At 56.6% G+C, this 14,806-nt stretch carries 15 protein-coding genes; 8 read left to right on the forward strand and 7 right to left on the reverse strand.

What is annotated here, in order from left to right:
- Positions 1–17: 17 nt before the first annotated feature.
- The 4 genes from egtB to gluQRS all read right to left on the reverse strand — a co-directional run bounded on the left by egtB (position 18) and on the right by gluQRS (position 3,086).
- Entirely contained in the window at positions 18–1,172 is a 1,155-nt protein-coding gene (gene egtB / locus ACN0WX_RS00900; RefSeq protein WP_417620393.1) for an ergothioneine biosynthesis protein EgtB, read from the reverse strand.
- A 191-nt stretch (positions 1,173–1,363) separates the two neighbouring features.
- Complete coding sequence (locus ACN0WX_RS00905) at positions 1,364–1,942, reverse strand: cob(I)yrinic acid a,c-diamide adenosyltransferase (protein ID WP_417620394.1); 579 nt, start codon at positions 1,940–1,942, stop codon at positions 1,364–1,366.
- Between the two features lie 12 nt (positions 1,943–1,954).
- Complete coding sequence (locus ACN0WX_RS00910; protein WP_417620395.1) at positions 1,955–2,185, reverse strand: HIG1 domain-containing protein; 231 nt, start codon at positions 2,183–2,185, stop codon at positions 1,955–1,957.
- A 10-nt stretch (positions 2,186–2,195) separates the two neighbouring features.
- Positions 2,196–3,086, reverse strand: coding sequence for a tRNA glutamyl-Q(34) synthetase GluQRS (gluQRS, locus tag ACN0WX_RS00915; protein WP_417620396.1), 891 nt, complete (start codon positions 3,084–3,086; stop codon positions 2,196–2,198).
- 87 nt (positions 3,087–3,173) lie between these two features.
- Here gluQRS and ACN0WX_RS00920 point away from each other — a divergent pair, with 87 nt between their 5' ends.
- From ACN0WX_RS00920 to ACN0WX_RS00945, 6 genes are all read left to right on the forward strand, one after another.
- Positions 3,174–3,740, forward strand: a complete 567-nt coding sequence (locus ACN0WX_RS00920; protein WP_417620397.1) for an HNH endonuclease — start codon at positions 3,174–3,176, stop codon at positions 3,738–3,740.
- 139 nt (positions 3,741–3,879) lie between these two features.
- On the forward strand, positions 3,880–6,567 hold the full coding sequence (gene ppc, locus ACN0WX_RS00925) for a phosphoenolpyruvate carboxylase (protein ID WP_417621180.1): 2,688 nt from the start codon (positions 3,880–3,882) through the stop codon (positions 6,565–6,567).
- 166 nt (positions 6,568–6,733) lie between these two features.
- Complete coding sequence (locus ACN0WX_RS00930) at positions 6,734–7,234, forward strand: GNAT family N-acetyltransferase (protein ID WP_417620398.1); 501 nt, start codon at positions 6,734–6,736, stop codon at positions 7,232–7,234.
- Between the two features lie 271 nt (positions 7,235–7,505).
- Positions 7,506–8,570, forward strand: coding sequence for a GTPase ObgE (obgE, locus tag ACN0WX_RS00935; RefSeq protein WP_417620399.1), 1,065 nt, complete (start codon positions 7,506–7,508; stop codon positions 8,568–8,570).
- Positions 8,567–9,676: a glutamate 5-kinase gene (gene proB, locus ACN0WX_RS00940; RefSeq protein ID WP_417620400.1), complete on the forward strand. Its 1,110-nt coding sequence runs from the start codon at positions 8,567–8,569 to the stop codon at positions 9,674–9,676. The genes obgE and proB overlap by 4 nt, the downstream gene beginning before the upstream one ends.
- A 5-nt stretch (positions 9,677–9,681) precedes the next feature.
- Positions 9,682–10,614 (forward strand): NAD-dependent epimerase/dehydratase family protein, encoded by a 933-nt coding sequence (locus ACN0WX_RS00945; protein WP_417620401.1) that lies wholly within the window; start codon positions 9,682–9,684, stop codon positions 10,612–10,614.
- Positions 10,615–10,620: 6 nt separating this feature from the next.
- Here the strand turns inward: ACN0WX_RS00945 and ACN0WX_RS00950 are convergent, their stop codons facing one another.
- Positions 10,621–11,139 (reverse strand): Pycsar system effector family protein, encoded by a 519-nt coding sequence (locus ACN0WX_RS00950; protein ID WP_417620402.1) that lies wholly within the window; start codon positions 11,137–11,139, stop codon positions 10,621–10,623.
- 152 nt (positions 11,140–11,291) lie between these two features.
- Between ACN0WX_RS00950 and ACN0WX_RS00955 the strand changes: the two genes are divergently transcribed.
- Both ACN0WX_RS00955 and spt read left to right on the forward strand, forming a co-directional pair.
- Positions 11,292–11,537 carry an acyl carrier protein gene (locus ACN0WX_RS00955; RefSeq protein ID WP_417620403.1) on the forward strand — a complete coding sequence of 82 codons (246 nt, stop codon included), beginning with the start codon at positions 11,292–11,294 and terminating at the stop codon, positions 11,535–11,537.
- Between the two features lie 97 nt (positions 11,538–11,634).
- Positions 11,635–12,834 carry a serine palmitoyltransferase gene (gene spt, locus ACN0WX_RS00960; protein ID WP_417620404.1) on the forward strand — a complete coding sequence of 400 codons (1,200 nt, stop codon included), beginning with the start codon at positions 11,635–11,637 and terminating at the stop codon, positions 12,832–12,834.
- Positions 12,835–12,873: 39 nt separating this feature from the next.
- On the opposite strand, the gene ACN0WX_RS00965 is transcribed toward spt, so the two are convergent.
- Together ACN0WX_RS00965 and ACN0WX_RS00970 are read right to left on the reverse strand one after the other, a co-directional pair.
- Complete coding sequence (locus ACN0WX_RS00965; RefSeq protein ID WP_417620405.1) at positions 12,874–13,791, reverse strand: hypothetical protein; 918 nt, start codon at positions 13,789–13,791, stop codon at positions 12,874–12,876.
- Positions 13,792–13,806: 15 nt separating this feature from the next.
- A complete protein-coding gene (locus ACN0WX_RS00970) occupies positions 13,807–14,781 on the reverse strand; it encodes a diacylglycerol/lipid kinase family protein (RefSeq protein WP_417620406.1) in 975 nt (324 codons plus the stop codon).
- Positions 14,782–14,806 lie beyond the last annotated feature (25 nt).

The raw sequence follows: 14,806 nt of genomic DNA on the forward strand, positions 1-14,806 counted from the left end.
GGGGGAGGTCCTTTATATCAAAGGTCTTTGGCAAGTCGCAGTCCACAATACTGCCAGCGCTGGTGAGGGTAAAAGAAATTGCGGTAGCTGGGCCGGCTATGGTCGGGCGGCGTCGCGGTGCTGCTGCCCTTGAGGACCGACTGGCCCGACATGAACTTGCCGTTATATTCGCCCACGGCACCATCGGCGGGCCGGAAACCGGGATAGGGCAGATAGGCGCTGCCGGTCCATTCCCACACTGTGCCGCTGTTGGGCAGAGCATGATCGGCAGCGACTTCCCATTCGGCTTCGGTCGGCAAGCGTGCACCAGCCCAGCTCGCATAGGCATCGGCTTCATAGAGGCTGATATGCTTGACCGGCGCCGCCAGGTCGAGCGGATGATTGCCGGCCAGACCAAATTCGAACCAATGATGATCAGGCGGCCGGCTCCAGTATAAGGGCGCTTCGATCTTTTCTTCCTGCACCCATGTCCAGCCATCGGACAGCCAGTGTCGGGCGTCCCGATAGCCACCATCCTCGATGAACGCGAGCCACTCGCCATTGGTCACCGGACGGTTGGCAAGTGCATGGGGATGGAGCAACACGTCGTGGCGGGGTCCTTCACAATCAAACGCAAAACCTGCACCATCATGTCCGATCTGGTTAACACCGGTTCGTCCCTCGATCCATTGCAATGGCCCGGGTTCAGCGACACGCTCTGGTACTTTGCCAGAATAAGCGGGTTTGAGAGGGTTACGCGAAAAGAGGTGCAATATGTCGGTGAGCAGCAATTCCTGATGCTGCTGCTCATGATGGAGACCGAGTTCCACCAGATCGAGCAGCTCCGCAGAAAAACCGGTCATCGCATGGGCCATCGCGTCATCAACATGGGCCCGGTAGGTGATTACTTCGGCCAGCGACGGACGGGTCAGCAGCCCCCGTTCGGGTCGGGCGTGTCTCGCTCCCTCGGCTTCATAATAACTGTTGAACAAATAGGGGTAAGCCTCGTCAAACAGCCGATAGTCTGCAACATGATCGCGCAGGAGGAAGGTTTCGAAAAACCAGCTGCTATGGGCCAGGTGCCATTTTGCCGGAGAAGCATCATTCATTGATTGCCCGGTCGCATCGGCATCGCTCAATCCGTCGACGAGACGCAGCGAATGGCCTCTGACATATTTGAATCGATCCGCCAAAGCGCTCGGACGGGAGGTATTTTCTATATCGAGCGAAGGCTGGCAGGGGCTTTGCGGTTGGCTGGCGATCAGTCCTACTCCGGTAAATGCTCGGGTTCTCTGTGGAACATAGAGCGAACGATGGTCAGGTCAACAACGTATCTTTGCGCCAGTTGGTTGCAAAAATTCGCAAGGCGTTGGGCGCATGCAATCTAGCGCGACGCTCCCGGCACCCAAAGAATGTCGGCTTTCCCGCCATCATTCAGTGCGCGACCGAGCACGAATAAATAGTCCGAAAGACGATTGATATAGGCCAGCGCCTGCGGGTTGATGGCCATGACTTGCGCGGCGGCAACACAGGTTCGTTCTGCCCGCCTCGCGATCGCGCGGGCACAATGAATGGCCGCAGCCGCTTTCGCGCCGCCGGGCAGGATGAAACTGGTCAGAGGTTCGAGGTTCCCATTGGCCGCATCGATTTCACGTTCCAGCCGGTCAACCTGTGATGGCATTACCCGGAGCACCATGTCCGAAGGCGCGAAATCATCGCTCTCTTTGGCCGGCGTAGCCAGGTCCGCCCCCATATCGAACAGATCATTCTGGACAATCCGCAATGCCTTGATCAGCGCACCATCGGTGATTTCGCAAATCGCCAGACCAAGAGCACTGTTCAGTTCATCAATGTCGCCGATCGCAGCCATCCGCGGATCATTCTTGGCAAGCCGCGAACCATCAACCAAGCCGGTCGTACCATCATCGCCGGTCTTGGTATAAATTTTGTTGAGCTTTACCATTGCGGAAGCAGCCTAGCTCTGGCCCCCTGCCAGAATCAGAAGAATCACCACCAGCACAATCGCAATCGCCTGATATTTGACGCGGGCAAACATCATTTCATTCTGCTTTTTATGCGACGCGGTGATGCCGTCAGCATCGACCTCACCCGGCTTCATATTGGCAAAGGCAATCAGCCCGCGAACCAGTGCGTAAAGAACAGCGCCTGCCGCCGCGACGATCATCAATATCAAAATATAGCTCATAAAATCACCTTTAAACCGCTGAAAGCGAGATTCCAACCGGGAAGATAGCCTGCCGGAGCTCTTGTAACAGTTTATTGCCATCGCCCCCCGCCTCCCGCAAGACGGATAAAGAAGCAGAATCGCGGCTTTTTGATAGTTTCGCTCCGCTTTCATCGACCAAAAGCCGATGATGGACATAAGTCGGCGTGGGCAATTTCAGCAGCGCCTGCAGCAAACGGTGCACATGGGTAGAGCTAAACAAGTCGCTACCACGCACCACATGGGTGATGCCGTCTCGGGCATCGTCCACCGTCACCGCCAGATGATAGGCAACCGGCATATCCTTGGGCACGATGACGACATCTCCCAGTTGCTCCGGATGGCCGGTTTGTTCGCCACGTCCTTCGTCCAGCCATGACAGTGGTCCGGTCAAGGAAACTGCCTTTGCGACATTGAGGCGCCAGCTGTGCGGCTCTTGCCGCGCCCGCGCGATGGCGAGATCAGTGTCCAGGTCGCGACAGGTACCGGCATATACCGGTCCGGCCAGTCCTTCTGCCAGCGAACCCGCATCCTGTGCCTGCCGCATGTTCGAACGGGTGCAGAAACAGGGGTAGAGCAGATTCATCGCCTTCAGTCGGCCCACTGCTTCGGCATAGCTGTCCAGACGGTCGGACTGAAAAATCGCCTTCCCGTCCCATTGCAGGCCGAGCCAGCGCAGATCCGCCAGGATGGCCTCGACAAACTCGGGACGGCAGCGCCCGCTATCAATATCCTCGATCCGGAGCAGAAATATTCCATTCCTTTGACTGGCATAGTCATGCGCCTTCATTGCGGCATAGGCGTGACCCAAATGCAACAATCCATTGGGGCTGGGTGCAAAACGCACCACAATATGTCGATTTAATTGCACACTTGACGTCATGAGAGCGATATTGTTGTTTGTGTAACAGCCATGTCATGTTCTTAGGCATAAAGAGCGGGCAGTAAAGGCCAAGGGAGACAAGCGCTTATGTATCACCCCGACCTGCTCCGGCATCCGGAAAGTTGCCCCTCGCTCGTCCTCAATGCAGATTATACGCCGCTTTCCTATTATCCGCTCAGCCTGTGGCCTTGGCAAACCGCGATCAAAGCGGTGTTTCTTGACCGTGTTGATATCGTGTCCAGCTATGAACGCGAAGTGCACAGTCCCAATCTAGACATGAAAATCCCGTCGGTGATCGCGCTCAAGAAATATATCAAACCTTCGGAATATCCGGCCTTCACGCGCTTCAACCTGTTCCTGCGCGACAAGTTTGAATGTCAATATTGCGGATCACCCGACAATCTGACCTTTGATCACGTCATACCGCGCCGCCAGAAGGGCCGCACGACCTGGGAAAATGTCGCCACCGCCTGCCTGCCCTGCAACCTCAAGAAAGGGGGCCGGACGCCTGCACAAGCGCATATGCAGCTCGCCAATCGCCCGATCAAGCCGACCAGCTGGCATCTGCAGGAACACGGCCGCGCTTTCCCGCCCAATTTTCTGCACGATACATGGCACGACTGGCTCTACTGGGATATTGAGCTGGAGAGTTGAATCGACGAAAGTCGAACAAGCCTGGCGACGTTCCGTCATACAAGGACCGTTGACCGGACAGCGGTACGCTCGATTGTGATTGATGGCACAGACACCGGAATGGCTTGACCGATTCCTTGCCGCAGTGCAGCATCCGTTCATGACCGAATCCCTCACCGTCCGCCAGAATCCTGACATCAAATATCTCGGCAAGCTGCTCGGCGATGTCATTCGATCCTATGGGGGAGAGGATCTCTACCGGCGCACCGAATATATCCGCTCGACCAGCGTCGACCGTCACCGGGGGCTGGCCGATGCCGACGCCATCGATCCGGGTCTCGATGCACTGTCGCTTGATGAGACGCTCGCCTTTGTCCGCGGCTTCATGCTGTTCTCCCTGCTCGCCAACCTTGCCGAAGACCGGCAGGGCGTGGCGGCCGAAAAAGGGGCAACCGTGGTCGAGGCAATCGAACTGCTCGCCAGCGAAGGCGTGGACCGGCCGGCAATCCTGAAGCTGCTCGACGAGGCACTGATCGCGCCGGTGCTTACTGCCCACCCGACCGAGGTCCGGCGCAAGAGCATCATTGATCACAAGGCGCGGATCGCCGAGCTGTTGTTGATGAAAGACGACGGGGACACGGAAACCCCTGAAGGCGATATGCTGGACGACGCGATCATGCGCCAGATTGCCTTGCTCTGGCAGACTCGTCCGCTGCGCCGCGAGCGGCTGTTTGTCACCGACGAAGTGCAGATTTCGCAAAGCTATATGAAGGATGTGTTTCTCCCCGTCCTTCCGCGGCTCTACGCCAAATGGGAACGGATATTGGGTGCCCGCCTGCCCAGCTTCCTCAAGCTCAACAGCTGGATTGGCGGCGACCGGGACGGCAATCCCTTTGTCGACGCCCAAGCCATGGAAGAGGCGCTGTCGCGCGCGGCAGAAACCGTCATCGGCTATTATCTGATGCGCGTTCATGCTCTCGGTGCCGAGCTTTCGATTTCTACCGAACTTGCCGATGTGCCCGATGCGGTGCTGGCGCTGGCCGAAGTCAGCGGCGACGATGCGCTCAGCCGCAAGGACGAACCCTATCGCCGCGCGCTGTCCGGCATTTACGCACGATTGTCCGAAACCCACCTCAAACTTTGTGGTCATGTCCCGGGACGACCCTCCGCGATTCCAGCCAAGCCCTATGACAATCCGCAAGAGCTGCGTGAGGAACTGGCGATCCTCGCCCATGGTCTCAAATCGGCCGGCAAGGGTGTCTTCGCTACCTCCGGGGCCCTGGGGCGACTGATCCGCACGGTCGAGCTATTCGGCTTCCACCTCGCAACCCTCGATATGCGCCAGAACAGCCGGGTGCACGAACGGGTGATTGCCGAACTGCTCAAGCAAGCCGGCGTCGAAGATGACTATCTGGCTCTGGACGAAGCGTCTCGCGTAAAACGCCTCCGCGCGGAACTCGCCAACAATCGCCCACTTGCCAGCCCATGGATCAAATATAGCGAGGAGACCGCCAAGGAATTGTCGATCATACGCGCGGCTGCCGAGGCGCATCGGAAATATGGGCCAGAAGTCATCACCAATTATAATATCAGCAACGGCGAGAGCGTTTCCGACATATTGGAAGTCTATGTCCTGTTGATGGAGACCGGCCTCTATCACGCACCGACGGAGGACAATAGCACGCCGTCCTGCCCGGTCATGGCGGTGCCGCTGTTTGAGACCGTGGCCGACCTCGAAAACGCGCCGGAAGTGATGACCGAATTCTTCACCATCCCCGAAATGCACGCGCTGGCCAAGGCGCGCGGCCATCAGGAAGTGATGATCGGCTATTCTGACAGCAACAAGGATGGCGGCTATCTGACCTCGACCTGGAGCCTGTTCAAAGCAAGCGATGCGCTGACCCCGATCTTTGCCAAGGCCGACATCAAGATGCAGCTGTTCCACGGGCGCGGCGGGGCCGTGGGACGCGGCGGTGGCTCCGCTTTCGGTGCCATCAAGGCACAGCCCAAGGGAACCGTCGCGGGGCGCATCCGGATTACCGAGCAGGGAGAGGTCATCGCTGCAAAATATGGCACGGAAGACGGCGCCGAAGCCAATCTGGAAGCGATGACATCGGCAGTGCTGATCAACTCGCTCGAACCCGATCAGACGGACGCCAAAGTGCAAGCCGGCTTTGCGGCAGCGATGGATGAAATCTCGCAAGTTGCCTTCACCGAATATCGCGATCTGGTCTATGGCGACGACAGTTTCCGCACTTTCTTCCGGCAAATGACGCCGCTGACGGAAATTGCCAAACTCAAGATCGGGTCGCGTCCGGCAAGCCGTACCAAAAGCGACAAGATCGAGGACCTCCGCGCCATTCCCTGGGTTTTCAGCTGGGCGCAGGCCCGGGTGATGCTGCCCGGCTGGTACGGTGTCGGACAGGCCTTGTCGGCCTTTGGCGACACCGCCAAGCTCAAGGATATGGAGCAAAGCTGGCCCTTCTTTCAAGCATCGCTCTCCAATATGGAAATGGTGCTCGCCAAATCCGACATGGGAATTGCCGCGCGCTATGCCGGGCTGGTCGAGGATCAGGACATGGGCCAGGCCTTTTTCAGCCGCATCCGGTCCGGCTGGTATCAGACGCGCGACATATTGCTCGAGATCACCGACCAGCCGCATTTGCTGGCAAAAAGCCCCTCGCTGTTCAACAGCATCGAATTGCGCCTGCCCTATATCGAACCGCTCAACCATCTCCAGATCGAATTGATGAAACGTCTGCGCGCCGGCGAAGACGATCCGCGCATTGGTGAAGGTATCCAGCTGTCGCTCAATGCCATTGCCACCGCGCTGCGCAACAGCGGTTGATTTGGGAACGCGTTAAAGAAGCAATCCGGCACAGGATGCGTACGGCATGGGCTGATGGAGATTGACCCGAGATGATTGCCAATGGGTTATAATGCTTTTATCCCGGCGGCGGTTACTAGAGGGTGGCAATTATCCCGACCGCCTATATTAACATATAATGCACTCTATGATCAGCTTTCGACCGGTAGAAATGTCAGACATTTCCTGGATTGCGGCGGCATTGAAGCAAGAAAAAGTGGCAGACAACACCTCCACCATCCCGCATCCCTTGCCGGATCATTTCGTTGAAACTTGGATTTCAGACTGGAATAATATCGCATCAGAAGACAAGGGTTTCAGAATTGTCGGAATTACTGCTGATAAGCAGGGCTTTGGATCAGCCGCTATAAAGCGCACCGCAGCAATATCTGGAGAGCTGTCTTTCTGGATTACTCCCCAATTTTGGCGACAGGGCTTGGCCGTAGAAGTTGCAGAAGCTATCATTAAAATGGCAGGAGCAGCCGGATTTTCAAAGCTGACCGCTGGCCATTTTCACGACAATCTTGGATCTTCAGCTGTTTTGAAAAAACTGAACTTCAGTCGTTTGGAGCGGGACAGCGAAATATTCAGCCTCAGCAGGAACGAAATTGTCCGGACCTTTCGTTACGAATTGAAATTGCACCCCTGACGCTGCGACGTCTGGTCCACGCTCACGCTCACGCTCAAGACAGCCGCCAAAGCGATATTGCATCGACAACGATAAATCCCTTCAGCATCCCAGATCGCGCACTCTAATCGCGGTCATGTCCAGGGCCCGCAGTCTTCTGGGGAGGGAGCGGACCGTGAATGGAACAGTTGGAAGCCGAGAAATCGCGGATGGGCCACATTTGCTCCTCATCAACAGGGTCGTGCAAAGGAACATCTAGCCTTTCCCGTACCAAATCCCTAAATGCAGCAACATGCATTTCTTGGATCAAGCCAAAATATACGTTAGCTCGGGTCAGGGCGGGCCCGGTGCCGTCGGTTTCCGGCGCGAGAAATATATTCAATATGGCGGCCCCGACGGCGGCAATGGCGGCAAAGGCGGCGATATCATCTTTGAAGCGGTTGAAGGTCTCAACACGCTGATTGACTTTCGCTATGCCCAGCATTTCAAGGCCCCGCGCGGCAAGGGCGGCGCAGGCCGCAACCGCACCGGCGCGGGCGGCGAGGATCTGGTGATCAAAGTACCGGTCGGCACCCAGATATTGTCGGAAGACAAGAAACATGTGCTGCTCGATTTTACCCGCGAAGGCCAGCGCGTGACCTTCCTTGAAGGCGGGATTGGTGGACGCGGCAATGCCAGCTACAAAAGTTCGACCAACCGTGCACCACGCCAGCATCAGCCTGGTGAGCCCGGCGAAGAAGCTGCCGTCTGGTTGCGGCTCAAACTGATCGCTGACGCCGGTCTTGTCGGCCTGCCCAATGCCGGCAAATCAACCCTGATCAATCAGGTGACGAACGCCAGTGCCAAGGTTGGTGCCTATCCCTTCACCACCATCCATCCGCAGCTCGGCGTGGTCCGCCACAAGGGCCGCGAATTTGTACTGGCCGACATCCCCGGCCTTATCGAAGGTGCCGCCGAAGGTGCGGGTATTGGTGACCGGTTTCTGGGCCATATCGAACGCTGCAAGATATTGCTCCACCTCGTCGACGCGACCGGAGATGATCCGGTGCACGCGTGGAAAACCGTCACCAAGGAACTGGAACAATATGGCGGCGGACTTGCTGAAAAACCACAGATACTGGCGCTTAACAAAGCCGATCTGCTCGATGAAGAGCTGATGGCCGATATCGCCGATCAACTGCACGCAGCCGGTGCTGACCATGTCCTGCCGGTCTCGGGTGCAACCGGCGCGGGCCTCGAGGCGGTACTGGACAAGATACTCGAGGCGGTCGGCGAGAATAGTTCGATCGAGACCAAAAGCCAGCCAGGCCTCGCCTCGGACGAAGAAGGAAAAACCAAGGATTGGTCACCACTGTGAGCGCCGCAAAGCGGAGTACGATTGTCGTCAAGGTCGGCTCATCGTTGCTTGTCGGCAAGAATGATCAACCGCGCCGGGCATGGCTGCAAACGCTGGTCGAGGATATCGCCAAACGGCATCAGGCGGGTGATAAAATCATCATCGTCTCGTCCGGTTCCATTGCCTTGGGCGCACGCAAACTGGGTCTCGAAAAAGGCGGACGCGCCAGCTTGGCTGAAGCCCAGGCTGCGGCATCGGTAGGACAGATTGCGCTGAGCAGCCTGTGGTCGGAACTGCTGGCCGAGCATCATATCACCGCCGCCCAGATGCTGCTGACGCTTGATGATATGGAAGATCGCAAACGCTATCTCAACGCGACCGCGACACTCGAAAAGCTGCTCGAACATGGCGCCGTTCCCGTGATTAACGAGAATGACAGTGTCGCCACCGACGAAATCCGTTTCGGTGACAATGATCGGCTGGCCGCGCGCGTGGGTCAGGCGGCATCAGCTGACCGCGTGTTGCTGCTTTCCGATATTGACGGCCTTTACGACCGCAGACCGGACAGCGAGACCAACGGACAATTTATCGGAACGGTCGAAATCGTTGACGAGAATATCATGGCGATGGCAGACGGCAGCTCATCCTCGGGTCTCGGCTCCGGCGGCATGACCTCCAAGCTGGAGGCGGCGAAAATTGCCAATCTCGCCGGCATTGAGCTATCGATTATTTCGGGTCGGGAAGACCATCCGCTGGAACGCTATGCGCTTACCAATGTCGGAACCCTGTTCAAGGCGGGGGACGGGGCCAATGCCCGCAAGGCATGGCTGGGCGGGCGGCTCACCTCCGCCGGAACGATCACTGTCGATGCCGGTGCGGTCTCAGCCCTGCAATCCGGCAGCAGCCTTCTGGCAGCGGGTATCATTACCATCGATGGCCAGTTTGAACGGAGCGATGTTGTCGATATCAAGGATGTCGAAGGCCTGACGATCGCGCGCGGTCTCGCCGAATATGATGCCCTGGATTGCGCCAAGATCATCGGTCGTCGCAGTTCGGAACTGGAAGCTCTGCTGGGCTATGCTCCGCGCAGTGCGGTGGTCCACCGCAGCCAGATGGTGCTGGTCTGATCATCGTGACCGAGGCACCCAAAAAAACAATCGCAATTACCGGCGCCACCGGTTTTGTCGGTAGCCGGATACTCGATCTGGCGATTAACGATGGATATGAAATACGCGCACTGACAAGACGTCCGCAGGATGATCACACCAATATCCAGTGGGTACGCGGCGCATTAGACGATACATCAAGTCTGGCAACTTTATGCGGCAAGGCCGATGTGGTTCTGCACATTGCGGGAGTCGTCAATGCACCGGACCGGGCCGGGTTCGAGGCGGGCAATATTGCGGGCACGCTCGCCATCGTTGCAGCCGCTAAACAGGCAGGGATCAAGCGCTTCATCCATGTCTCCTCGCTGGCAGCGACCCAGCCTTCATTGTCCATCTATGGTGACACCAAAGCCAAGGCGGAAGAGATTGTCGCCGCCAGCGACCTTGACTGGACGATCATCCGCCCGCCCGCCGTCTATGGCCCCGGCGACGGCGAGTTTCTCGATCTATTCAAAATGGCGCGGCTGGGGTTTGTGACCATGCCGCCAGATGCCGATGGCCGCATGTCCGTCATCCACGTTCAGGATCTGTGTCAGGCCCTTCTCGCGCTCTTGGCGGATCAGGAAAATTTGCGATACCAAACATTCGAGATTGATGACGGCGAGTCAGGTGGCTGGACGCAGGCCGCTTTTGCCAAGGCGATCGGCTCGGCGATGGGCAAGCGGGTTTCTGCCGTCGGCATACCCAAAACGCTGCTGCACCTGGGGGCCAGGGCGGATCGTCTGGTGCGCGGTGACAACGCGAAGCTGACCGAAGACCGGGTCAATTATTTTTGTCACGATGACTGGACAATTGATCCGCAAAAGCGTCTGCCAGCCCAATTGTGGCAACCGCAAATCAAAACAACCGAAGGCCTCAAAGAGACGGCCAACTGGTATCGGCAGAACGGCTGGCTGTAACGGACGCTAGATTATCGACCCAGCGAATTGTTCGTACACATAGGTAAAGAAAGTCAGCGTCAAACCGACCAAAAATACCCAATAGGCCCAGCCCAGAAAACGATATTTTTTATGGCCAAGCACAATTCCCATCTGATAAATATCGCGCAGCATCGCACGGTAGACCGTTTCCTGTGTCTCAAATTCCTCGCTCAACAGGCGATCAGCAAACTCGTCCTCCGACATGTGGCAAAACCCGCCGAAAAACAAAAAGTTGGGCGGACCACCCTTGCGTGGGGCGAAGGATGGCATCACCGCTATCGCGGCAAGGCCAGCGGACGCGAAGGCAGCAATCGCCAAGATCATCAGCGGCACAGACATTTCACCTGTCCGGCTCTGGCCAATAGCCAGGGTAAAAACAATGAATGTCGCACCAATCAACATATTGGCTTTATGGTCCGCCATCATACTGAGTTGAACATGATGTTGCTGGGTCGTTCGCAGCGCGTAGACCGCATCATCCGGCCATTTTCTCTCTTCCGACATATGTTTTCCCCCACGGATTTGAGAAAGTGACATAATCGACGCATTTCGGCAAGCTGATGCCGCTTTTGCGCCTTATTCGCTTGCCAATGGGGCGCATCCGTTGGCAAAGGTCAAGAAAGGCATTTTGGCCACCGACACGAGGAAAGCAATTTATGGCAAATCGCGAAGATATCATGGCCAAGGTCAGCGAGCTGATCGGGCCGTTTAACAACAAGGGCGTAGATCTGGCGGACAGCACCACGTTTCAGGGCGATCTGGAATGGGACAGCCTGACCGTCATGGACTTTGTCGCAGCCGTGGAAGATGAATTTGACATTATCATCACAATGAACATGCAGGCCGAAATCGAAACCGTTGGCCAGCTCGCCGAGGCCGTCGCAAAGTTGATGGAAAACTAGAGTTTAATACGCCGCATTAGATGCGGAACCTTGCGGTTCAGCTCAGACTGATTGCCGAAAAAGCGCTGCATTAGTGCGACGCACAGGACGAAAAATTATGACCGATTTACTCAGCAAATTCGACCCGCTTATACAGGAGCGCGAAACGCTCCTTGCCACGGGTGTGAAAGATCCGTTCTCGCTCGTCATGGAGGAAGTAAAATCACCGACCGTCGCAGTTTGTAATGGCAAGGAGACCATCCTGCTCGGCACTTATAATTATATGGGGATGACGTTCGACGATGACGTGCGCGAGGCCGGCATCAAGGCGCTCAAGGAATTTGGCTCCGGCACCACCGGCAGCCGCGTTCTCAACGGTACATATTCGGGCCACCGGGACTGCGAAGAGGCACTGAAAGAATTTTACGCGATGGACCATGCCATGGTCTTTTCGACCGGCTACCAGGCCAATCTGGGCATCATCTCCTCACTCGCTGGCAAAGGCGACTATGTGATCCTCGACATTGACAGCCATGCGTCCATCTATGACGGCTGCGCGATGGGCAATGCCGAAATTGTCGCGTTCCGGCACAATGATATTGATGCGTTGGAAAAACGTCTAAAACGGCTTCCTGCCGAAGCGGGAAAACTGGTCGTCCTGGAAGGCGTCTACTCGATGCTCGGCGATGTCGCACCACTGAAAGAGATGGTTCGCATCTGTAAGGAAAACGGTGCCATGGTGCTGGTCGACGAAGCGCACAGCATGGGCTTTATCGGCGAAAACGGCCGCGGCGTCTGCGAAGCGCAGGGCGTGATTGACGATGTCGATTTCATCATCGGTACGTTCAGCAAAAGTGTCGGTACGGTCGGCGGATTCTGCGTTTCAAACCACCCAAAGTTTGAAATATTGCGGCTGGTCTGCCGTCCCTATGTATTTACCGCAAGCCTGCCGCCCAGCGTGATGGCGACCGCCAGCACCTCGATCCGCAAGCTAATGCACAGCGGCAACAAGCGCGCGCATCTGTGGGAGAATAGCAAGAAGCTGCACAAGGGCTTGCGTGATCTCGGCTTCAGCCTCGGTACGCCCGAAGCACAAAGCGCGATCATCGCCGTGATCATGCCCGATCTCGAAAAAGGCGCGATGATGTGGCAGGCTTTGCTGGCGGAAGGACTATATGTGAACCTGGCCAGACCGCCGGCGACGCCTGCCAATATGACCCTGCTCCGCTGTTCGCTTTGCGCAGAGCATAGCAGCGAGCAGGTGGATCAAATTTTGGATATGTTCGAGGCCGCTGGCAAGGCGGTCGGGGCGATTTAGCAGATATGACCGCTCCGATCCTCAGTCAGCAACATAGCGCTATTTGATCGCCCCACCCAGCAGCAATCGCGGCAACATTGCCAACGCACCCAGAATCGGCCACTTACGTTGCCAGGGTCTGATCACATAGTCCGTCCCCGCATGGCGGTTGATCTTCCAGGCCAGATAATCAATGCCGCCTGCATAGGTAGCTGATGCTTTGGCCAGCCTGGCGAGAGTCAATATCTTGCCATTGCGCCGCAATTGTCGCCATCTTTTCTCGACCGCGCCGCGGGATGCAACAATTTTGAGCTTTCTTCCGGTGGCCTTGTCCCGTTCTGCGATCGTCGCCAGAACGGCTGGTCCAAAGCGCGCGTAGCGTTCGGGATCAGAATCCACGACCGAGTCTGAACGATCCTTCCGTTCGGCACGCAATTCCGCACCGTAGGTTAGTTCAAAGCCTCGTTTCCAGATATCCGCAATTGTGTGTTTCGTATCAATCGCCATCATCGGAAAAGTCATATCAAATAACGTTATGGCTGCGCCTGCAATCGCTTCAACAGCTTGCGCCCGTGCCGCTTCGTCGGCCTGCCAGACCAGCCGGGATGGCTGCGCAAATCGAGCCCAAACGCTGACTGCACTGGCGCTGATCCGGTTCAGCTTATGAAAATCTTTCTCGCTCAACACCGCCACTTTGGCGACCAGTTCCCCATGTTCTGCCGGAAATACATTCGGTGGCAGCCGCTTGTTCGCACCCACCAGCCAGCTTTTCCCGTAGGCGGCCTCATAGCTCGAAACAATCAGGTAGAAATCAAGCATCTGCCCATCGAGCTCTGTCGTGCGCAGGCACGAGCCGTAGAATAACACCGCACGCGATGCTTCTCCATAGCGCTCTGCAATCGACGCGGCAAAGGCCGACACCCGCGGATCAACAGGGAGCGCCAATTCTTGTGTAATCAATGATTTCAGTTCGCTCACGCGAAGCGTTCTAGCTCAAGCAGCGAGCCGAAGAAAGGACACTGGCTTGGTTGATTTCAGCACGATCGGCCGACCGGGCTGGGCGCGGAACAATTCTCCATCCATCAACACATTGCTGCCTTCACCCTCGATGCGAATCATGTCTCCGCGTTCCAGATGAATACCCTTTTGCGCGTTTCTTCCCAATCGGCCAAAAATCACCGACAGCAGGAAACGGACAATTGCGCCGGCTTGCTGATCAATGGCAAGAAACTGCATCCGGCCAATCGCATTTTTATTCCGCATCGATCGCTTCATCAGCAAAAGCCGTTCCAGCGTAGTGACAATCAACACCGCGAAATTGCCCTGAAACTGGCCTTCGCGGATCAGCGAAACCTTGATCGGCGAGGAGCGGTTCGGCAGGAACTTCGCCTTTATGCCAAACAGGACTGATGCGAGAGCGGCAAAAACCGTCAGCACATGGGCAGCGGCATTGGGCAATCCAAGCGGATAAATCTTGTGGCGACAATACAGGATGAACTCAGACAGTCCTGCACCCCCGAGAAACATGCCAAGCACGATCTTGCTGTCCTTGCCGCCATCGGAAAGCGCGATCAGTTCGCGATCAACAAGATGTTCGTGCAAATCATGTTTGGCCATCTCGACGATGCGTTCCAGAGCCTTCAACGGATTGCCTTCGGCACCCAGATCGAGAGCGATCAAATTGGTCTTGCCGTTGGGCAGCACAGCTACCGGCGGTGGACTGTCTCCGAAATGGCCGCCCTGGTGTAATTCGGTCAGCGCTGCCTGTACCGTCCCATCACCGCCATTGATCACCAGCACTTTCGGCTTCACCCGGGCAATGGTTTCCAAAGCTTTGGCAATCTCGTCGACATGATCGACTTCATAATGGAAAACATCGCTATTCTTCACGCAATAGGACCGCACTTCCGGCAAAATAGCCCGGTTTCCGGTTGAGTTCGGATTGGAAAGAAGTGCGACATTTGCCATGAAATAGCCCTAAATTGTCCCGGGT

It is taken from the genome of Parasphingorhabdus sp. (assembly GCF_048269915.1).
GTDB lineage: Bacteria > Pseudomonadota > Alphaproteobacteria > Sphingomonadales > Sphingomonadaceae > Parasphingorhabdus.

Bases quoted from the DNA above. Each gene is read 5' to 3' on its own strand.
- ACN0WX_RS00910 (WP_417620395.1), bottom strand. From the start codon at position 2,185: ATGAGCTATATTTTGATATTGATGATCGTCGCGGCGGCAGGCGCTGTT.
- gluQRS (WP_417620396.1), bottom strand. From the start codon at position 3,086: ATGACGTCAAGTGTGCAATTAAATCGACATATTGTGGTGCGTTTTGCA.
- ppc (WP_417621180.1), top strand. From the start codon at position 3,880: ATGACCGAATCCCTCACCGTCCGCCAGAATCCTGACATCAAATATCTC.
- ACN0WX_RS00930 (WP_417620398.1), top strand. From the start codon at position 6,734: ATGATCAGCTTTCGACCGGTAGAAATGTCAGACATTTCCTGGATTGCG.
- ACN0WX_RS00950 (WP_417620402.1), bottom strand. From the start codon at position 11,139: ATGTCGGAAGAGAGAAAATGGCCGGATGATGCGGTCTACGCGCTGCGA.
- spt (WP_417620404.1), top strand. From the start codon at position 11,635: ATGACCGATTTACTCAGCAAATTCGACCCGCTTATACAGGAGCGCGAA.
- obgE (WP_417620399.1), top strand. From the start codon at position 7,506: ATGCATTTCTTGGATCAAGCCAAAATATACGTTAGCTCGGGTCAGGGC.
- ACN0WX_RS00970 (WP_417620406.1), bottom strand. From the start codon at position 14,781: ATGGCAAATGTCGCACTTCTTTCCAATCCGAACTCAACCGGAAACCGG.
- ACN0WX_RS00905 (WP_417620394.1), bottom strand. From the start codon at position 1,942: ATGGTAAAGCTCAACAAAATTTATACCAAGACCGGCGATGATGGTACG.
- ACN0WX_RS00955 (WP_417620403.1), top strand. From the start codon at position 11,292: ATGGCAAATCGCGAAGATATCATGGCCAAGGTCAGCGAGCTGATCGGG.
- ACN0WX_RS00920 (WP_417620397.1), top strand. From the start codon at position 3,174: ATGTATCACCCCGACCTGCTCCGGCATCCGGAAAGTTGCCCCTCGCTC.